This window comes from Pleomorphomonas sp. JP5 (genome assembly GCF_023721815.1).
GTDB lineage: Bacteria > Pseudomonadota > Alphaproteobacteria > Rhizobiales > Pleomorphomonadaceae > Pleomorphomonas.
The window spans coordinates 103,569-123,775 of sequence record NZ_JAMDLI010000006.1; the positions used below are offsets into that span (position 1 = coordinate 103,569).

Annotated in this window: 16 protein-coding genes and 2 pseudogenes; 8 read left to right on the forward strand and 10 right to left on the reverse strand. The window is 66.2% G+C overall.

What is annotated here, in order from left to right:
- Window positions 1-8: 8 nt before the first annotated feature.
- The 3 genes from M4J40_RS05820 to M4J40_RS05830 form a co-directional block, all read right to left on the reverse strand.
- Window positions 9-1,298: a TRAP transporter large permease gene (locus M4J40_RS05820; RefSeq protein WP_251752823.1), complete on the reverse strand. Its 1,290-nt coding sequence runs from the start codon at window positions 1,296-1,298 to the stop codon at window positions 9-11.
- The gene (locus M4J40_RS05825; RefSeq protein ID WP_251752825.1) at window positions 1,295-1,825 is read right to left on the reverse strand and encodes a TRAP transporter small permease; all 531 of its coding nucleotides are present in this window, start codon (window positions 1,823-1,825) and stop codon (window positions 1,295-1,297) included. Before M4J40_RS05825 ends, M4J40_RS05820 begins: the two co-directional genes overlap by 4 nt.
- A gap of 114 nt (window positions 1,826-1,939) precedes the next feature.
- Complete coding sequence (locus tag M4J40_RS05830; protein WP_251752827.1) at window positions 1,940-2,926, reverse strand: C4-dicarboxylate TRAP transporter substrate-binding protein; 987 nt, start codon at window positions 2,924-2,926, stop codon at window positions 1,940-1,942.
- Between the two features lie 338 nt (window positions 2,927-3,264).
- Here M4J40_RS05830 and uxaC point away from each other — a divergent pair, with 338 nt between their 5' ends.
- From uxaC to M4J40_RS05860, 6 genes are all read left to right on the forward strand, one after another.
- Complete coding sequence (gene uxaC / locus M4J40_RS05835) at window positions 3,265-4,692, forward strand: glucuronate isomerase (protein WP_251752829.1); 1,428 nt, start codon at window positions 3,265-3,267, stop codon at window positions 4,690-4,692.
- A 17-nt stretch (window positions 4,693-4,709) separates the two neighbouring features.
- Entirely contained in the window at window positions 4,710-6,206 is a 1,497-nt protein-coding gene (locus tag M4J40_RS05840) for a mannitol dehydrogenase family protein (protein ID WP_251752831.1), read from the forward strand.
- 33 nt (window positions 6,207-6,239) lie between these two features.
- Window positions 6,240-7,430, forward strand: coding sequence for a mannonate dehydratase (uxuA, locus tag M4J40_RS05845; RefSeq protein WP_251752833.1), 1,191 nt, complete (start codon window positions 6,240-6,242; stop codon window positions 7,428-7,430).
- Between the two features lie 151 nt (window positions 7,431-7,581).
- Window positions 7,582-7,923 (forward strand): helix-turn-helix transcriptional regulator, encoded by a 342-nt coding sequence (locus M4J40_RS05850; RefSeq protein ID WP_251752835.1) that lies wholly within the window; start codon window positions 7,582-7,584, stop codon window positions 7,921-7,923.
- Complete coding sequence (locus tag M4J40_RS05855) at window positions 7,920-8,819, forward strand: SRPBCC family protein (protein ID WP_251752837.1); 900 nt, start codon at window positions 7,920-7,922, stop codon at window positions 8,817-8,819. Before M4J40_RS05850 ends, M4J40_RS05855 begins: the two co-directional genes overlap by 4 nt.
- Before the next feature lie 231 nt (window positions 8,820-9,050).
- A complete protein-coding gene (locus tag M4J40_RS05860) occupies window positions 9,051-9,743 on the forward strand; it encodes an FCD domain-containing protein (protein ID WP_251752840.1) in 693 nt (230 codons plus the stop codon).
- Window positions 9,744-9,761: 18 nt separating this feature from the next.
- On the opposite strand, the gene M4J40_RS05865 is transcribed toward M4J40_RS05860, so the two are convergent.
- The 7 genes and pseudogenes from M4J40_RS05865 to M4J40_RS05895 form a co-directional block, all read right to left on the reverse strand.
- On the reverse strand, window positions 9,762-10,088 hold the full coding sequence (locus tag M4J40_RS05865) for a hypothetical protein (protein ID WP_251752841.1): 327 nt from the start codon (window positions 10,086-10,088) through the stop codon (window positions 9,762-9,764).
- A 156-nt stretch (window positions 10,089-10,244) separates the two neighbouring features.
- Window positions 10,245-12,890 (reverse strand): annotated as a pseudogene (gene metH / locus M4J40_RS05870) (methionine synthase); the annotation flags it as partial.
- 39 nt (window positions 12,891-12,929) lie between these two features.
- Window positions 12,930-13,379, reverse strand: a complete 450-nt coding sequence (locus M4J40_RS05875; RefSeq protein WP_251752842.1) for a PIN domain-containing protein — start codon at window positions 13,377-13,379, stop codon at window positions 12,930-12,932.
- Entirely contained in the window at window positions 13,376-13,822 is a 447-nt protein-coding gene (locus M4J40_RS05880; RefSeq protein ID WP_251752843.1) for a hypothetical protein, read from the reverse strand. The genes M4J40_RS05875 and M4J40_RS05880 overlap by 4 nt, the downstream gene beginning before the upstream one ends.
- A gap of 85 nt (window positions 13,823-13,907) precedes the next feature.
- Window positions 13,908-14,957: pseudogene (locus tag M4J40_RS05885) on the reverse strand (homocysteine S-methyltransferase family protein); the annotation flags it as partial.
- A 22-nt stretch (window positions 14,958-14,979) separates the two neighbouring features.
- Complete coding sequence (metF, locus tag M4J40_RS05890; protein WP_251752844.1) at window positions 14,980-15,882, reverse strand: methylenetetrahydrofolate reductase [NAD(P)H]; 903 nt, start codon at window positions 15,880-15,882, stop codon at window positions 14,980-14,982.
- A gap of 28 nt (window positions 15,883-15,910) precedes the next feature.
- The gene (locus M4J40_RS05895; RefSeq protein ID WP_251752845.1) at window positions 15,911-16,918 is read right to left on the reverse strand and encodes a metalloregulator ArsR/SmtB family transcription factor; all 1,008 of its coding nucleotides are present in this window, start codon (window positions 16,916-16,918) and stop codon (window positions 15,911-15,913) included.
- A gap of 500 nt (window positions 16,919-17,418) precedes the next feature.
- Here M4J40_RS05895 and M4J40_RS05900 point away from each other — a divergent pair, with 500 nt between their 5' ends.
- The gene (locus tag M4J40_RS05900) at window positions 17,419-18,987 is read left to right on the forward strand and encodes a sugar ABC transporter ATP-binding protein (protein WP_251752846.1); all 1,569 of its coding nucleotides are present in this window, start codon (window positions 17,419-17,421) and stop codon (window positions 18,985-18,987) included.
- Between the two features lie 135 nt (window positions 18,988-19,122).
- On the forward strand, window positions 19,123-20,127 hold the full coding sequence (locus M4J40_RS05905; protein ID WP_251752847.1) for an ABC transporter permease subunit: 1,005 nt from the start codon (window positions 19,123-19,125) through the stop codon (window positions 20,125-20,127).
- The last annotated feature ends 80 nt before the right edge of the window (window positions 20,128-20,207 follow it).

The window sequence follows — 20,207 nt, forward strand, 5'->3', positions numbered from 1 at the left end:
TAGACGAATTACATCAATAAGTTAGGAAGAAACAACGAGATCTGCGGGAACAGGATCAACAGCGCGACGAGGAACAGGATCGTCGCGATGTGCGGCAGCGCCTCGACGAGATACTCGTCGATCGAGCAATCGAGCAGGCCGCAGACGGTGAACATGGCGACGCCGACCGGCGGCGTCATGCCGCCGAAGGTGACCATGGTCATCATGACGATGCCGAAATGCACCGGGTCGACGCCGAGCTGCAGCACGATCGGCAGGAAGATCGGCGTGAGCAGCAGCACCAGCACCGTCGCTTCGATGAAGCAGCCGGCGATCAGCAGGAACATGACGATCAGCAGCAGGATCACCGTCGGGTTCTGCGTCAGGCTCAGCATGCCCTGGGCGATGGCCTGCGGCGCCTGGTCGAAGATGATCGCGTAGCCCACCATGCCCGAGAACATGATGATCAGCACGATGAGGCCGTTGTCGATCACCCCGTGCAGCAGCGCCTCCATGGCGCCCTGCCAGGTGAGCTCGCGGTGGAGGAGCACGCCGACCACCACCGCGTAGACCACGGCGAAGGCGCCGACCTCGGACGGGGTGAACACGCCGCTGCGGATGGAGACGAGTAGCGCCACCGGGAACAAGAGCGCCCACTTGGCATGCCAAACCGCGCTGCCGACGGCCTTCCAGCTCGGGCGATTGACGGTCGCCGACCTATAGCCCCGGCGGCGCGAGACGAACCACACCGTCAGCATCAGGCCGGTCATCATCATCAGGCCGGGAATGATACCGGCGAGGAACAGCCGGCCGATGGAGACGTTGCCGACGAAGCCGTAGAGGATCAGCCCGAGGCTCGGCGGGATGGTGGCGGTGATCAGCGAGCCAACGGCGATGGTGGCGGCGGTGAAGCCCTTGGAGTAACCGTTGCGCACCAGATCCGGCCCGAGGATGCGCGCCTCCATGGCGGCATCGGCGACGGCCGAGCCGGAGACGCCGCCCATCAGCGTCGACAGCACGATGCACACCTGCGCCATGCCGCCCGACATCCAGGACACCAGCACCTCCGAACATCGGATCAGCCGCGAGGTGATGCCGGTCTTGTTCATCATGTGGCCGGCCAGCACGAAGAAGGGCACGGCCAAGAGCGGAAAGCTCTGCGAGGCGGAGGCCACCTGCTGGACGCCGATCGACGCCGGCATCACCTGGGAGATGGCGAAGAAGGAGAAGCCGGAGATGCCGATGGCGAAGGCCACGGGCGCGCCGACGATCAGAAGCCCGAAGAACAGGCCGACCAGAAGCAGCATTTCGCCGGTCATAGTTCGCTCTCCCCGGCGGCGGCCAGCGCCTCTTCCTTGGTTCGGGTGGGCGTGAACACGAGAATGGGTCGACCGGTGGCGGTCCGAATCGCCTCGACAAGCTGGCCGGCAAGCGTGATGGCGAGCAGCAGGCAGCCGATGGGAACGGCGGCGGTGACATAGGCATAGCTGATGCCGCTGTCGCCGAACTGCCGCTCCAGGTTCAGCATCACCAGCTTGTAGCCGAGGTAGCTGAGCGACAGCAGGAAGACGAGAATCACCACCCCCGTGACGATGTCGAGATAGACCCGGTAGCGGGGCGGCATCCAGCGCACGAACAGGTCGACGGCGATCAGGCCGCGCTTTCGCATCGCCATGTCGGCGCCGATGAAGGACGCCCAGACGAAGAGCAGCTGCGCCACGTCCATCGACCATACGAGCGGATATCCGAACCAGCGCATGACGCCGGCCATGAAGACGAGTCCGACCATGACGGCGAGCAGAACTCGCGCCACGACGGACTCCACGCGCATGATCTGAGAGGACATGACGCAGGCTCCGGAAAGGTCAGGCATCGGACCTGAAACGAGCTTTGGGAAGTCCGATGCGGCAACAAGACAAGGGATCGCCGCGCTCCGTCGGGACACGCGGCGATCCTGGCATTACTCGGCGAGAATGGCGTCGACCTTCTTCTTCAGGTCGGTGTAGCCGAGCTTCTCGTAGACGCCCGCCGTCGCTTCCTTGAACGGCGTCACGTCGATCTCGTTGATGGTCATGCCGGCGGCGGCCATCTTGGCCTCCAGGTCGACCAGCGCCGCCTCGGTGCCGTGCGAGGCCACGTCGCCGGCCTTCAGCGACTCTTCCTTGAGGATGGTCTGCAGATCGGCCGGCAGCGCATCGAACCAGGCGGCCGACGTGACGAGACCGGTGATCAGATTGAAGTGGCCGGTCTTGGTCAGATACTTGGTCACCTCGTAGAGGCGCGAGCCGTAGGCGGCGGGATCCTGCGCCTCGACGGCGTCGATCACCTGCGTCTGCAGAGCCGAGTAGACGTCGGCCCAGGCCATCGGCGCCGGGGTGGCGCCCATCGCCTTGACGGTCTCGGTCCAGACGGGCGCGCCGGGCGTGCGCATGCGGATGCCCTGAAGATCAGCCGGCACCTTGATCGGCTTGTTGGTGAGCAGATGCCGTTCCCCCTGCCACCAGTTGAACGACAACACCTGCAACTGGGCGCTGTCGTGCAGCTCCTTGGCCATGCCGTCGAGCAGCGGCGAGGTCACCACCTTGCGGATGCCGTCGTAGCCGGAGGCGAGATAGGGGCCGGAGAGAACGCCGAAGTCCTTGACGAACACCGCAAGACGGCCACCGTCGACCACCACCGCGTTGCCGGCGCCGGCGCGCGCCTGTTCCAGCACGTCCTCGTCCTTGCCGAGCTGCGAACCGGGGAACAGGCGGACGGCGAGCTTGCCTTCCGAACGGGCCTCGACGTTTTTCTTGAGGTCCTCAAGGCCCTTGTAGAGCGGATCGGTCGTGGTGAGCGCCGTGTTGATGTTGAGCGTATAGTCGGCGGCCGAAGCAACGCCGAGCGACGAGATGGCCAGCGCCACCCCGCAGGCAGCCGTCAGTGCGGCCCGAGACAGAAATCCCATGTCTTCCTCCCAAGAAGACGAGCGCGTCACTCCTCCACGCGGCTCGTTGACGAGTAGTATGGTAGACGTCTAGAATGGCATCGGCAATCAAAAACTGCTGGTGCGTCGTTCGAACGATCGCCCCGGCAGACAGCCGGCCCCTGACGACACGGTGAGGAAAAGGCTGGCGAGGGAGGGACAATGGCTGCGAGGGAGACTATCCCGAAGCGCTGTCCGGCGCAGGGAGCGCGCGACCGGTCCATTTGTTAATGGGCGGCGCGGGCAAAACCGTATTTGTTGCCGGAGAGGAAAGCGCCTGCCTCGCCTGAATCGGGCGGCGGCGGAACGGGAGACGACACATGTTCAGGGCATCAGGCCATTTCACCCTTCACCCCGACCGACTGTTTCCGGCCGATGCGACGACGCGCGCCATCGCCCGCGATCTCTACGCCGGCATCGCCAAGCTGCCGATCATCAGCCCGCACGGCCACACCGACCCCACCTGGTTCGCCGACGACCAACCCTTCGCCGATCCGGCCAGCCTGTTCGTCATCCCCGATCACTACGTCCACCGCATGCTCTATTCGCAGGGTATCCGACCCGAGCAAGTGGGCGTGCCCCGCCTCGACGGCGGCCCGGTTGAGACCGACAAGCGCAAGATCTGGCGCGTCCTCGCCGAGAACTTCCACCTCTATCGCGGCACGCCCTCCTTCATCTGGCTGACCCACGCCTTCGAGACCGTGTTCGGCATCACAGAAGTGCCGTCGAAGGACAACGCCGACCGGCTCTACGACACCATCGACGCCGCGCTGAAAAAGCCGGAGTTCCGGCCGCGCGCCCTCTTCGAGCGCTTCAACATCGAGGTGATCGCCACCACAGAGAGCCCGCTCGACGACCTGCGCCACCATCGCAAGATCCGCGAAAGCGGCTGGAAAGGGCGCGTCGTCACCGCCTTCCGGCCCGACGCCGTCGTCGACCCCGCCTTCCCCGGCTTTGCCGACAACCTCGAGGTGCTCGGTCGACTCACCGGCCACGACACCGCGACCTACCAGGGCTATCTCGCCGCCCTCGCCGACCGCCGTCGCTACTTCATCGAAGTGGGCGGCGCCACCTCGACCGACCACGGCCACCCGACCGCCCGCACCGCCGACCTCAGGGCCGAGGATGCCGCCGCCCTCTATGCCCGCGTTCGCACCGGCGGCGCGTCGGCCGAGGACGCCGAGCTGTTCCGGGCGCAGATGCTGACCGAGATGGCCCAGATGTCCACCGTCGACGGCCTCGTCATGCAGATCCACCCCGGCGCCCGTCGCGACCACAACCCCGAGGTCTTCCGCACCTTCGGCAAGGACAAGGGCGCAGACATCCCCGGCCCCACCGGCTATGTCGAGGAGCTGAGGCCGCTGCTCGCCCGCTTCGGCAACCGGGCCGACCTCACCATCATCCTGTTCACGCTCGACGAGACGGTCTATTCGCGCGAACTGGCGCCGCTCGCCGGCCACTACCCCGCGCTGAAGCTCGGCCCGGCCTGGTGGTTCCACGACAGCCCCGAGGGCATGCGCCGCTACCGCGAGCAGATGACGGAGACGGCCGGCTTCTACAACACCGTCGGCTTCAACGACGACACCCGCGCCTTCCTGTCGATCCCGGCCCGCCACGATGTCGCCCGCCGCGTCGACTGCGGCTTCCTCGCCCGTCTCGTCGCCGAGCATCGGCTCGGCCTCGACGATGCCCATGAGGTGGCGCACGACCTCGCCTATCGCCTCGCCAAAAAGGCCTATCGGCTCTAGCCGGGGAGATGAGCGACATGTCCGACCCGACACCCGCCAAGCGCCTCGGCCCCGCACGCCTCTCCAGGCTGCCCGCCGCCGTCGCCCGCCCCGACTACGACCGCGCCAAGGTGACGCCCGGCATCGTCCACCTGGGGCTCGGCGCCTTCAGCCGGTCCCATCTCGGCGTCTACACCGACGACGTGCTGGCCGCCGGCAGCCATGACTGGGGCATCATCGGCGTCAACGTCCGCTCGCCCGACGTCGTCGACGCCCTCAAGCCGCAGGACGGGCTCTACACCCTGCTCTGCCGCGAGAACGGCGACGACAGGCTCCGGGTGGTCGGCTCCTTCCTCGACGTGCTGAACGCCGCCACCGAGCTCGACGCCGTGCTCGAGGCGATGGCGAGGCCCGAGATCCGCGTCGTCACCATCACCGTCACCGAAAAGGGCTACTGCCACGATCCCGCCACCGGCCGCCTCAACGAGGCGCACCCGATGGTGACGGCCGACCTTGCCGACCCCATGCATCCCCGCAGCCTGCCGGGCCTGATCGTCGAGGCGCTGCGCCTGCGACGGGATGCCGGCGTGCCGCCCTTCGCCGTTCTTTCCTGCGACAACCTGCCACAGAATGGCAGGATCACGCGGGCCGTGGTCACGCGCTTCGCCCAGCTTCGCGATGCCGACCTCGGCCACTACGTCGCCGACGGCGTCGCCTTCCCCTCGTCCATGGTCGACCGCATCACGCCGGCCACCAAGGATGCCGACCGGGCCACCGTCAATGCCGGCCTCGGCCTCGAAGACGCCTGGCCGGTGGTGGCCGAACCGTTCCGCCAATGGGTGATCGAGGATCGCTTTCCGACCGGCCGACCGGCCTGGGAGGCGGCCGGCGCCATCCTGACCGATGACGTCCACCCCTTCGAGACGATGAAGCTCCGCTGCCTCAACGGCGCCCATTCGACGCTCGCCTATCTCTCGGTGCTCGCCGGCATCGAGACGGTGGCCGACGCCATGGCCGATCCGCTGCTGCCCAAGGTGATCCGCCAGCTCTGGGACGACGACATCATTCCCACCATACCGCCGGTACCGGGCACCGACGTCGCCGCCTACACCCGCGACCTCGAAGAGCGCTTCCGCAATCCGGGCATTCGCCATCTCACCCTGCAAATCTCCTCCGACGGTTCGCAGAAGCTCGGCCCGCGCCTGCTTGCGCCCGCCGCCGAGCGCATCGCCGTGAAGAACGCGCCGAGGGTGGTGCCGCTGACGGTGGCCGCCTGGATGGCCTTCCTGCGTCAGGGCGACGACCAAGGCCGCGCCTGGCTCGTGGCCGACCCGATGGCCGCCCGCCTGACGGCCATCGCCAGGGAGCACAAGAACAACCCGGAGGCGCTGGCCGATGCGCTGTTCGCCATCGGCGAGATCTTCCCGCCCGCCATTTCCGGCGACGCGCCGTTCCGCAAGGCGACGATCCAGCACCTCAGGAGCCTCTTCGACCGCGGCCTTGCCGTCACGCTCACCGCCTTCCTGTTCCGATGATTTCGGCTCACCGATTCCCTGGAGTATCCCACCATGCAAGAGACCTGGCGCTGGTTTGGCCCCGATGACCCCGTCAGCCTTCAGAAGGCCCGGCAGGCCGGCGCCACCGGCATCGTCACCGCCCTCCACCACATGAATCAGGGCCAGGTCTGGACGGTGGACGAGGTCGAGAAGCGCAAGGCGGAGATCGAATCCGCCGGCCTCACCTGGTCGGTGGTCGAGAGCATCGGCGTCGGCGAGGAGATCAAGACCCGCACCGGCAACTTTCGGGAAAAGATCGACAACTACAAGCAGTCGATCCGCAACGTCGCCCGCTCCGGCGTCAAGACCATCTGCTACAACTTCATGGTCATCACCGACTGGAGCCGTACCAACCTGATGTTCCGCCTGCCCAACGGCGGATACGCGCTGCGCTACGACAAGGTTGATTTCGCCGCCTACGACCTGTTCGTCCTGAAGCGCAAGGGGGCGGATGCCGACTACACCGAGGCCGAGATCGCCGCCGCCAAGGCGCGCCTTGCCGCCAAGAGCGCCGAAGACCTTGCCGAGCTCGAGCGCAACCTGATCGACTGGCTGCCGGCCCGCGACTTCGCCTACACCCGCGACAGCTTCCGCGACATGCTGCAGCTCTATTCGGAGATCAGCCCCGACGACCTGCGCGCCAACCTCGTCGAGTTCCTCAATGAGATCACGCCGGTGGCCGAGGAGGAAGGCGCGCGCCTCTGCATCCACGCCGACGACCCCTCCTTCCCGATCTTCGGCCTGCCGCGCGTCATGTCGACGGCCGACGACGTCCGCAAGATGTTCGCGGCGGTGCCTCAGGAAGCTTGCGGCCTGACGCTTTGCACCGGCTCCTTCGGCTCGAACACGAAGAACGATCTCGTGGCCATGGCCAGGGAGTTCGGCCCACGCATCCACTTCGTCCACCTCCGCAACGTCGCTCACGAAGCGGACGGCTCGTTCTACGAGGCCGACCATCTCGGCGGCGATACCGACCTGATCGGCGTGGCCGCCGCCATCCTGACCGAGGAGGAGCGCCGCCGGTCCATCGGCCGGGCGGATGCCGAAATCCCCTTCCGGCCCGACCATGGCCACCTGATGGGCGACGACATCGGCCAGAAATCCAACCCCGGCTATTCCTTCGTCGGTCGCCTGAAAGGCCTCGCCGAGCTGCGCGGCGCCATCAAGACCATCGAAGCCTTCCGGAGCGGCCGCGTCTCCTGACGCGGCCCTCTTCCGTCAAGCCTTGCCGATCATGGGGCGGATGCCCGGCGACGTCGCCGGCATCCGCCCCTTTCTCGTCGGCGATAAAAACTTAGCATATCGACTAAGTTTCCCCTTGCCCGAGCATCGACACTCGGCAATACTTAGCAACATGACTAAGCATGATCCCGATCTCTCGCTGCTCTTCCATGCGCTGGCCGACGCCACCCGCCGGTCGATCCTGACCCGCCTCGCCGAAACGCCGGCGCGCGTCACCGATCTCGCCGAGCCCACCGGCCTCCGACTGCCGACGGTGATGCGCCACCTCGCCGTGCTGGAGGAAGCCGGGCTGATCACCACGTCCAAGGACGGGCGCATCCGCACCTGCGCCATCGTGCCCGAGGCCATGGAGCCGGCGCGAACCTGGATGGACGAGCAGCGTGCCATCTGGGAAGGCCGCCTCGACCGGCTCAACGCCTATGTGATGACCGTGATGAAGGAGCGCGGAGAATGACGAAGAGCATCGATCCCAACGGCGCGGACCGCTTTGCCACGCTGACCTTCGAGCGGGAGGTGGCGGCCCCACCATCCACCCTCTGGCAGGCCTGGACGGCCCCGGCGGCGCGGGCCGTCTGGGCCGCCCCGACGCCAACCGTGACGGTGGAGTTCCTGGAGGCCGATACACGGGTGGGCGGCCGCGAGATATCGCTCTGCAAGGTGGCGGACCAGCCGGACATTCGCTGCGAGGCGGGCTGGCTGGAGCTGAAACCGGCGGAGCGGAGCGTCAACTACGAGGTGATCTCGTCCGAGGGCGTGACGCAGTCGGCGGCGCTGGTGACGGCCAACATCTCCGGCACCAGCGAAAGCAGCCGTCTGCGGGTCACCGTGCAGCTCTCCTCGCTGGCCGAGGACATGGAGGCGGGCTACCGGCAGGGCTTCGGCGCCGGTCTCGACAATCTGACCGGCGTCGCCCAGCGCACCATGGTGCTTCAGCGCAAGATCATGGCGCCGCGCAGCGTCGTCTGGGGCGCCTGGATGAACGTGGAGGCGCTGCCGCAGTGGTGGGGGCCGGACGGCTTCTCCTGCCGGACCAAGCGGATCGACCTCCGCTCGGGCGGCGAGTGGGTGTTCGACATGATCGGGCCGGACGGCACGGTCTATCCCAACCACCACCTCTATCACGACGTCCGCCCCGAGGAGCGCTTCGGCTACACGCTGCTCTGGGGCGAGAACGGCCCCAAGCATGCCGACGCCTGGGCCGCCTTCGAGGACATGAACGGTGGAACGCAGGTGACGCTCGGCATGGTCTTCAGCACCCCCGCCGAGTTCCAGGAGGCCAAGGGCTTCGGCGCCGTCGAGCTCGGATTGCAGACGCTGGGCAAGCTGGACCGCTTCATCGCCTCCCGCTGACCGACCGCCGTCGGTCACCGCGCGACCGGGCCGCTCGCGGGCATCCGGTGCCCCGCGAGCGTCGCCTGCAACCGACAATCGCCACCGGCGGCGGGCTATGGCAACGTTGCAAAAAGACTTTCGCGAAAACAAGGAGATAGAACGACCCAGGCCAGCCGGTGTTCACCGGAAAATCGCTAGACAGCCGGCGCGGGGATATGCCATGGTAGTATCTCACCTGGAGAAACGAACGTGCCGCCAACTGCCGCCGCCGGTTATGAGCTGGACCCCAAGCTGCCCATCGGCGCTCAGGTCTACGGCCTTCTGAAGCGGATGATCATCGGCCTCGTCTTCAAGCCCAACGAGGCCTTGAGCGAGAAGGAACTGGCCCTGCGCCTCGGCGTCAGCCGCACGCCGGTGCGCGAGGCCTTGATCCGCCTTGCCGACGAAACGCTGGTCGACGTCTTCCCCCAGCGCGGCACCGTCGTCTCTCCCATTCGCGTCGCCGAAGTGATGGAGGCGCAGTTCCTGCGCGAGGCGCTGGAAGCGGCCGTCACCCGCCGCGCCGCCGAACAGCCCCCGGCCGCCCTGATCCGCGACCTCTCCCGCCTGATCGACGACCAGCACCACGCCGCCAACGCCGGCCGGCCGGAAGACTACATGCCGCTCGACGAGGCCTTCCATCGGGCGATCAGCGAGGGCACCGGCATGCCCCGCTCCTGGCGTCTCATCCAGAGCGTCAAGGGCCAGATGGACCGCGTCCGCTTCCTGAGCCTGCCCAACAAGGCGCACATGCTGCTGCTCACCGAACAGCACGCCGAAATCTTCAAGGCCATCGAAACCCAGGACCCCGACCGCGCCGAAGCCGCCATGCGCCACCACCTCAAGGAAGTCCTGAAGACCATCCACGAACTCGCCGCGGAAATGCCGGCGATCTTCGCGTGAGGGTTGGAGCGCCGCCGGTTACGCGGCGACGGCTTTCCTGAGGTCCAGGCGGAAATGCCCCGGACCGACCTCGTCGAACAGAACCGTGTCGCCGACGGCAGCGGCGGTGCTCTCGAAGAAGGCTTTCACGAAATCCCGTTCGCGAATGAACTTGCGCGGGCGGCCGTGCTGCGATTTCGGGATCTCGGCTGTGACCTTCAGGCCCTTGTAGTCAAGGCGGATCGCCCGCGGCGGCTTGGCCGGCACGCCTTCCACCGGCTCGGTCAGGCGCCCGAGAACGGCCGTGATGTAGATGTGGGAGTTCTTGAGATTTCCCTCGGTCAGCTGGCTCTCGTAGACGGGCATGTTTGTCTTCCTGGCTGTCGCCGTTTCCATCCTTCGGCCGCCAGAACCTGGACAAGCGCGATTACGCTCGAAGCGGCCGAAGCCGCGTAGTATCACATCGCAGCCGGATAACGGGATCGCATCGAAAAATCTCGCCGCCGATCTGGACAGGGCGGGTCACCCCGCCGCGCGCTTCGGCTCGTAGTTGAGGATCGGCGCCAGCCACTTCTCGGCGGTTTTGATGTCCCAGCCCTTGCGGGTGGCGTAGTCGGCGACCTGGTCGGCGTCGATCTTGCCGACGCCGAAATACTGGCTGTCGGGGTGGCTGAAGTAGAGGCCGGAGACGGCGGCGCCGGGCCACATGGCGTAGCTCTCGGTGAGCTGTATCCCCGCCTTCTCGGTGGCGTCGAGCAGCCGGAACAGCGTGCCCTTTTCGGTGTGGTCGGGCTGGGCGGGATAGCCGGGGGCCGGGCGGATGCCGCGGTATTTCTCGGCGATGATTTCGTCCGGCGTCAGCGCCTCGTCGGGCGCGTAGCCCCAGAAATCGCGGCGCACCAGGGCGTGCATGCGCTCGGCGAAGGCCTCGGCGAGGCGGTCGGCCAGCGACTGCGACAGGATCTTGGAATAGTCGTCGTTGGCGCGGGCGAAGCGCTCGGCCACCGCCTCCTCGCCGAAGCCGGTGCTGACGGCGAAGCCGCCGACATAGTCGGCAAGGCCGGTCTCTTTCGGCGCCACGAAATCGGTGATCGAGAAGTTGGCCCGCGCGGTGCCGCGCGCCATCTGCTGGCGGAGACCGTGGAAGACGGCAAGGCGCTCGCTGCGGCTGTCGTCAGTATAGAGCTCGATGTCGTCGCCGACGGAATTGGCCGGCCAGAAGCCGATGACGGCGCGGGCCGTCAGCCACTTCTCCTCGACCATCTGCTTCAGCATGGCCTGGGCGTCTTCGAAGAGCGGCCGCGCCGCCTTGCCATAGGTGGCGTCGTCGAGGATCTGCGGGTAGCGACCGCGCATCTCCCAGGTAGAGAAGAACGGCGTCCAGTCGATATAGGGCACGAGATCGGCGAGATCGTAGCTCTCGAACACCTTGGTGCCGAGGAAGCTCGGCTTGGGCGGCGTATAACCCTCCCACGCCGGCGCGAAGCGGTTGGCGCGGGCATCAGCGATGGAGAGCCGCCGCTTCTCCTCGCGGCCGCGCGCATGCTCCTCGGCGATGCGGGCGTATTCGGCCTTGATATCGTCGATGTAGACCACCTTGCGGTCCGACAAGAGCGACGACGCCACGCCGACGGCACGGCTGGCGTCGGTGACGTAGACCGCCTGCCCGCGCGCATAGTTGGGATGGATCTTGACGGCGGTGTGGACGCGGCTCGTCGTTGCGCCACCGATCATCAGCGGCACCTCGAAGCCCTGCCGCTCCATCTCGGCGGCCACGTGGCACATCTCGTCGAGCGACGGGGTGATCAGGCCGGAGAGGCCGATGATGTCGGCTTTCACTTCGCGCGCCGCGTCGAGGATTTTCTGCGCCGGCACCATCACGCCGAGATCGACGACCTTGAAGTTGTTGCAGGCGAGCACGACGCCGACGATGTTCTTGCCGATGTCGTGCACGTCGCCCTTCACCGTCGCCATCAGCACGGTGCCGGCCGAGGAATCCTCGGTGATCCCCAGCTCTTCCTTTTCCTTCTCCATGAAGGGCATCAGCCAGGCCACCGCCTGCTTCATGACGCGGGCCGACTTCACCACCTGCGGAAGGAACATCTTGCCGGCGCCGAACAGGTCGCCGACCACGTTCATGCCGGCCATCAGCGGCCCTTCGATGACGTGCAGCGGCCGGGCGACGGACAGTCGCGCCTCCTCGGTATCCACTTCGATGAACTCGGTGATGCCATGGACCAGCGCATGCTCCAGCCGCTTCTCGACCGGCAGCTCGCGCCAGGCGAGATCGACCACCCGCTCCTTGGCGCCGGTGCCGGCATAGCGCGGCGCTGCGTCGACCAGCCGCTCGGTGGCGTCCGGCCGGCGGTTGAGCACCACGTCCTCGCAAAGGTCGCGCAGCTCCGGATCGAGCTGGTCGTAGACGCCGAGCTGGCCGGCGTTGACGATGCCGAAGTCCATGCCGGCGGCGATCGCGTGATAGAGGAACACGGTGTGCATCGCCTCGCGCACCGGCTCGTTGCCCCGGAACGAGAAGCTGAGGTTGGAAACGCCGCCCGACACGTGGGCGCCCTTCAGATTCTGGCGAATCCAGCGCGTCGCCTCGATGAAGTCGACGCCGTAGTTGTTGTGCTCGTCGATGCCCGTCGCCACCGCGAAGATGTTGGGATCGAAGATGATGTCCTCGGGCAGCACGCCGACCTTCTCGGTCAGGATCTTGTAGCTGCGGGCGCAGATGTCGATCTTGCGCTGATAGGTGTCGGCCTGCCCCGTCTCGTCGAAGGCCATCACCACCATGGCCGCGCCATAGCGGCGCACCAGCTTGGCGTGGTGGATGAAGGCGTCCTCGCCTTCCTTCAGCGAAATCGAGTTGACGATGCCCTTGCCCTGCAAGCACTTGAGGCCGGCCTCGATCACCGTCCACTTCGACGAGTCCACCATCACCGGCACGCGGGCGATGTCCGGCTCGGCCGCCATCAGGTTCAGGAAGTTGACCATGGCCGCTTCGCTGTCCAAGAGGCCCTCGTCCATGTTGACGTCGATGACCGTCGCCCCGCCTTCCACCTGGTCGCGCGCCACGGCCAGCGCCGCCGCGTAATCGCCCTCGCGGATCAGCTTGCGAAAGCGCGCCGACCCCGTGACGTTGGTCCGTTCGCCAACCATGACGAAGCTGGCGGATGAGGCTGTGGCTGACATCGAATGACCTTTTCAGAGATCGAGAAGGGCGCAGGCACGAGGGCTGATATCCTCGCCGGAAAAAGGATTGACGACTTCGAGACGACCGAGGCGGAAACCGTCTCCCATGTCTTCGGATAGAATATGTGTGCAACCAACAGCTTCTGCGGCAGCGAGCAAATTTGCATCCCAGAAGGACAAACGTCCGGCAGCAGCTTCGGCCAGCGCTCGCAAGGTCGTCGCGGGTGTCGCCGCAAAGATCGGGAAAGAAGATATCAGGTTTCTCGATTGCTGTGCGGCATCCCAAGAAGACACTTTCAGCTTGTGGGTAGCGACGCGATAGAACTCTCCACAGACCTGCAAACCAACGGGCGCCTGCATCGACGCAAGACGATCGAATATACGAGAAGCGCTTTCTCTCTTTTCCTTATATCGAAAATCGAAAGCGTAGATCAGCGTGGTCGTATCAAGCGTGACGCTCATCTGCCGTCCTCTGTGTACCAGTCATCACGCTTGCCATACGACGCTCCGTCCGACTTGTACCCTGCGTTCCTGAAGTCTCTCAGCGCGGCAAGTGCCGCTATGCGGTTAGCTTCGTCCGGCCACTCAATGGCAGGCACGGCATCGATACCGGCAACAGCCACCGCTTCGTCGGCAACAAGCTCAACCGTGGCAACAGCATCGCCTTTGGATTGCTTGAAGAGCTCCTTCCAATAGGCGCGCATCTCCCCAAGAGGCGCCAGACCGGGCGTGGGCCGACCGGACGATTTATAGGCACTCATCTTGCGCCATGTACCAATCCGCCCATCCACCTTGAGACGCACGACTTCATCGGGGCGAAGCCGATCCAGCTTGGCAGCCAAGACTTCATCACCATGGATATGCTTGATCCAAAGAGCGAAATCGCGAACTTGAACCTGGGCCATGGCACAACCCTCCGCCTTAGGAAACGATACCCACTATATACCCCTTAAATAACCCCACACAACCCCATCAAGCCCCGATCACAGTGGGCTCCAGGCCGGAGAGGCGCATGCGCGGGTCGATCGTCGGCGGCACGCGCGGCGACACGCCCTCAACCGCCTCGGCGATCGCCTTGATGTGCGGCGGCGTGGTGCCGCAGCAACCGCCGACGATGTTGACGAGGCCGGAGGTGGCGAACTCGCCGACCAGACGCGCCATCGCCTCGGGGCTCTCGTCATACTCGCCGAACTCGTTGGGCAGGCCGGCGTTGGGATAGGCGCAGATCAGCGTGTCGGACACGCGCGACAGGTCGGCGATGTGGGCGCGCATCTCGCGGGCGCCGAGCGCACAGTTGAGGCCGATGGAGAGGAGGCCGGCGTGGCGCACCGAATACCAGAAGGCCTCTGCCGTCTGGCCGGACAGCGTGCGCCCCGAGAGGTCGGTGATGGTGCCGGAGACCGAGATCGGCAGCCGGATGCCGCGCTCCTCGAACACCTCCTCGGTGGCGAACAGCGCCGCCTTGGCGTTCAGCGTGTCGAACACCGTCTCGATCATGATGATGTCGGCGCCGCCGTCGATCTGGCCGCGCACAGCCTCGGCATAGGCGCGGCGCAGTTCGTCGAAGGTGATGGCCCGGAAGCCGGGATTGTTGACGTCGGGCGAGATCGACGCCGTGCGGTTGGTCGGCCCCAGCGCCCCGGCCACAAAGCGCGGCTTGTCCGGCGTCTTCTCGGTGTAGACGTCAGCGGCCCGGCGGGCGATGCGGGCGGATTCGAGGTTCAGCTCGTAGGCCAGTTCCTCCATGCCGTAGTCGGCCTGGGCGACGAAGGTCGAGGAGAAGGTGTTGGTCTCCAGGATGTCGGCGCCGGCTTCGAGATACTGGCTATGAATGTCGAAGATCACGTCGGGTCGAGTGATCGACAACAGGTCGTTGTTGCCCTTCAGGTCCTTCGGCCAGTCCTTGAAGCGCTCGCCGCGAAAGTCGGCCTCGGTCAGCTTGAAGCGCTGGATCATGGTGCCCATGGCGCCGTCGATCACCAGAATGCGTTTGGCGGCCAGCTCGCGCAGGCGGCGTTCGGTCGGAGATATCTCGGTCATCGGTTTTCTCCTTGGTGATCGGTCAGGCGGGAACGGCGACGGCGGGCTCGGTCTTGGCGCGCAATCCCATCATGTGACAGATCGCGTAAACGAGGTCGGCGCGGTTCATGGTGTAGAAGTGGAAGTTGCGGAAGCCGCGATCGATCAGGTCCATCACCTGCTCGGCGCAGACCGCAGCGGCCACCAGTTGGCGTGTCGCGGGGTCATTTTCCAGCCCCTCGAAGCGATGGGCGAGCCAGGCAGGCACCGACGCCCCGGCCTTCTTGGCGAAGGCGGCCGACTGCTCGAAGTTCACCACCGGCACGATGCCCGGCACGATCGGCACGTCGATGCCGGCGGCGCGCACCCGGTCGACGTAGCGCTCGAACTTGTCGTTGTCGAAGAAGAACTGGCTGATGGCGCGGGTCGCCCCGGCCTCCACCTTGCGCTTGAGGATGGCGATGTCGGTGGCGATGTCGGGGCTCTCGGGATGCTGCTCGGGATAGGCCGATACGGAGATCTCGAAATCGCCGATCGCCCGGATGCCGGCGATGAGATCGGTGGTCGAGGCGTAGCCCTCGGGGTGAGGCTGGTAGCGCGTGCCGACGCCGCCGACGGGATCGCCCCGGAGCGCCACGATGTGGCGGACGCCGACGTCGCGATAGCCGCGCACCACGTCGTCGATCTCGGCGCGGCTGGCGCCGACGCAGGTGAGATGGGCGGCCGGCTTCAGGTTGGTCTCGCGGACGATGCGGGCAACGGTGGCGTGCGTCCGCTCGCGCGTCGAGCCGCCGGCGCCATAGGTCACCGACACGAAGCGCGGCCCGAGCGGTGCCAGACGGGTGATCGACGCCCACAGCGTCTCTTCCATCTTCTCCGTCTTGGGCGGGAAGAACTCGAAGGAGACGCCGAGGTCGAGGGCGCCGAGATTGTGACTGAACCGCATGGTGATATTCCCGAAAAGTCGTGTCGTATCAGGCGAAGCGCTGCAAATGGTCGGCCATCTCGATCCGCCGGTCGGCGGCGAGGAACAATGACACCGTGAGGCCGTCCGCCGTCTCCGGCGGCAGGTCGTGGACTCGGTCGAAGGCAAGGCCGGCCGCCTCGATCCAGCCGCGCATCTGCTCGTGGCTGAAGCCGAGCCGGCGGTGGGCGTGACCCGAGCGCAGGAACTCGTGGTCATGCGGCGCGAAGTCGACGATCAACAGCCGCCCGCCGGGGGCCAGCGCCGCCGCCGCCTCGCGCAACGCCCGCGCGGGATCGTCGAGATAGTGCAGCACCTGGTGGATGACCACCAGGTCGAAACCCGCCCCGACCGACAGCGCCGTCACGTCGCCCTGGCGGACATGGGCGTTGTCGATGCCGGCAGCGGCCAGATTGGCGCGGGCGACGGAGAGCATGTCGTGGCTCATGTCGATGCCGATGGCGCGGCCGTAGCGGTCGGCGAGCAGCGTCAGCATGCGGCCGGTACCGGTGCCGATATCGAGCATGTTCTGCACCGGCCGGTCGCCGACGGCGGCGCGGATCGCCGCCTCCACGTCGTGCTCGGCGACATGCAGCGTCCTGAGGCGATCCCAGCTCGCGGCATTCTTGGCGAAATAGCGCTGGGCCTCGTCGGCATGGGCCGCCTTGATGGCGTCGAGACGGCGACGGTCGGATTCGACGGCCTGATCCGCCGGATCGATGGCGGCGACGAGCGTGCGCGTCAGTTCGGCGGCCGGTCCCTCATCGACGAGACGGTAGTAGGCCCAGGCGCCTTCCGGCAGCCGCTCGACCAGCCCGGCCTCGGTGAGGAGCTTGAGGTGGCGCGACACGCGCGGCTGGCTCTGCGCCAGCACCTCGGTGAGGTCCTTCACCGTCGCCTCGCCAAGCGACAACAGCGCCAGAAGGCGCAGCCGCGTCGGCTCGCCGGCGCTCCTGAGCACCGACACCACATCATCGAAGGAAGCCGCCGGCATTTCGGTCAGACGAACGATAGACATAAAGATATCTTTATGTCGAGCGGCCAGACGATGCAAGAGGCATGGTGGGCGGCAACGCTGGAAGATGGCTTTCCGTTCGCCCTCCCCCAGCATGGTCCGGCCTTACAACGCCCCCCCGCGCCCAGCGGCTTTCATCCGCCAAAGGCCAGCCCCCCACGCCGCCACGCGCCGCGCCACCGGCCAGACGGAATGAACCCTGCATTGCATGCGGGCTAATGTGAACAACCGTCGATAACCAAGGTAATTCTGTAAAATTTTTGCGCTAAGATTCGATACTTAAGATTGACAACACACATATAGTGCGGCAATTTTGTAGCAGATAAGGCTTTTGCTCGGGGTTTAGAGGAATCGTGAGCAAGCGTGCCGGATCAGGAGGAAAGGGCGGCGGTTCTATCGCCTTGGCCGGATCGACAGGTCCGCGCCCCGTGGCGCGTGGCGGACGCGTCCATGGCGAACCGGAACACACGCTCGCCTCAAGAGTGGAAGAGAGGGAGGAAGCGATGAATGCGACTGCGTCGCCACAGGCGGGCGCCGAGACCGGGCTGCCCCTTCTGGAAATGGCAGGCATTTCCAAGACCTTCCCCGGCGTCAAGGCACTGTCGGGCGTCAATCTCGCCGTCTACCCCGGCGAAGTGCATGCGCTGATGGGTGAGAACGGCGCCGGCAAGTCGACGCTGATGAAGATCCTCTCCGGCGCCTATCGTGCCGATCCCGGCGGCGAGATCCGCATCGAAGGCCAGCCCGTGCATATCGACGGTCCGCTCAGCGCCAAGACGCTCGGCATCGCCGTCATCTACCAGGAGCTCAGCCTGTCGCCGAACCTGACGGTGGCCGAGAATATCTACCTCGGTCGCGAGCTGTCATCGGGCGGCCAGGTCGATCGGGCCCGCATGCTGGCCGACTGCCAGGGCGTGCTCGACCGCCTCGGCGCCACCTTCGGTCCGTCAACCATCGTCTCGACGCTGTCGATCGCCGAGCGGCAGATGGTGGAGATCGCCCGCGCCATCCACGCCAATGCCCGCATCCTCGTCATGGACGAGCCGACCACCGCCCTGTCGTCGCGCGAGACGGACAAGCTGTTCGACCTCATCCGTACGCTGCGCGCCGACGGGCTCGCCATCATCTACATCTCGCACCGCATGGCCGAAGTCTACGAGCTGGCCGACCGCTGCTCGGTGCTGCGCGACGGCAGCTACGTCGGCACGCTGATGCGCGACGAACTCAAGGCCGAAGCGCTGGTCAAGATGATGGTCGGTCGCGACCTCTCCAAGTTCTACAAGAAGGATCACGACGCCAAGGGCAGCCGCGGCGAGGTCATCCTCAAGGTTCGCGGCATGAGCGACGGCGGCCGGCGCGTCAACGATTGTTCCTTCGATCTGCATCAGGGGGAAGTGCTGGCGCTGGCCGGCCTTGTCGGTTCGGGCCGCACCGAGCTTGCCCGCCTGATCTACGGCGCCGACGCGCGGATCGCCGGCAGCGTCGAGCTTGACGGCAAGCCGCTCGACATCGTCAGGCCGATCCAGGCCGTCAATGCCGGCATCGTCTACCTCACCGAGGATCGCAAGGGACAGGGCCTGTTCCTCGACATGACGGTGCAGGAGAACATCAACCTGCAGGTCGTCGGGCGCGACGCCGGCAAGGGCGGCCTTCTCGATCTCGGCAAGGCAAAGCAGAGGGCCGTCAACGCCATCAAGGCGCTGTCGATCCGCGTCGCCGGCCCGATCGTCGAGGTGGGATCGCTGTCGGGCGGCAACCAGCAGAAGGTTCTGCTCTCCCGCCTCCTGGAGACGCGGCCCCGCGTGCTCATTCTCGACGAGCCGACACGCGGCGTCGACATCGGCGCCAAGTCCGAGATCTACCGCATCATCGACGACCTCGTGCAGGCAGGCGTCGGCGTGCTGGTCATCTCCTCGGAGATGCCGGAAGTGGTCGGCATCGCCGATCGCGTGCTGGTGATGCGCGAGGGTCACATCGTCGGCGAGGTCGGCGGCACCACCGGTGTCGAGGTCACGCAGGAAAACATCATCGCCCTGGCCGCCGGCCTCGCTCAACCGAGCGCCGCCGCCTGACGCCCTGTCCAGGGCAGTTCCGGCAGGGGCAGAGCCCGCCTTTGCATCCGGAAAGGCATCTTAAACAAGAAGATGGAGCGTGTTCGGCGAGCCCGGTTGTCGCCCGACAGGTTCCAGCAAGACAAGAGAACCGCCATGTCCCAGGAAACGTCGGCTGCAACGTTCACCAGCGATAAGGCTGCCGCCAATCGGCAGTTCCTCATCCAGCAGATCATCCGCACGGTCGGCATGCTGCCGATCCTGATCCTGCTCGGCATCGCCTTCCAGCTGATGTCCGGCCGGTTCATCTCACCGCAGAACCTCTCCATCGTCATGCAGCAGGCGTCGATCAACACCGTGCTCGCCTGCGGCATGACGGCGGTGATCCTGACTGGCGGCATCGACCTCTCGGTCGGCTCCATCCTCGCCGCGTCGGCCATGGTGGCGGTGATTGGCTCGCTCATTCCCGACATGGGCATGATCGGCATTCCGCTGGCGCTGTTCGCCGGCCTGGTGTTCGGCCTCATCAACGGCTCGCTGGTCGCCTTCATCGGTCTGCCGCCGTTCATCTCGACCCTCGGCTCTCTCACCGCCGTGCGCGGCGTCGCCCGACTGCTCGGCAACGACACCACCGTCTTCAACTCGCACCTGCCCTTCGCCTTCATCGGCAACGGCTATCTGTTCGGCATCCCCTGGCTGGTGATCATCGCCTTCCTGTCGGTGGTCGTCACCTGGGCCATCCTGCGGCGCACGGTGCTCGGCGTGCATATCTACGCCACCGGCGGCAACGAGAGCGCCGCCCGCCTCTCGGGCATCAAGGTCTGGGCCGTCCTGCTGTTCGTCTACGGCTTCTCGGGCCTGATGGCCGGCCTCGGCGGCGTGATGAGCGCGGCCCGCCTGTTCGCCGCCAACGGCACCCAGCTCGGCCAGTCCTACGAACTCGACGCCATCGCGGCGGTCATCCTCGGCGGCACGTCGTTCACCGGCGGCGTCGGCTCCATCTGGGGCACGCTGATCGGCGCGCTGATCATCGCCGTGCTGTCCAACGGCCTCGTGCTGATCGGCGTCTCCGACATCTGGCAGTACATCATCAAGGGCCTCGTCATCATCATCGCCGTGGCGCTCGACCGCCTGCGCAGCAAGGGTGGCGCCAGGACCTGACAACCGGCGGAACCGTCGTGGACGACACAGCCGCCCACGACACTCCCGGCACGTTCGCCTTCACCAAGTTCCCGAGCGCC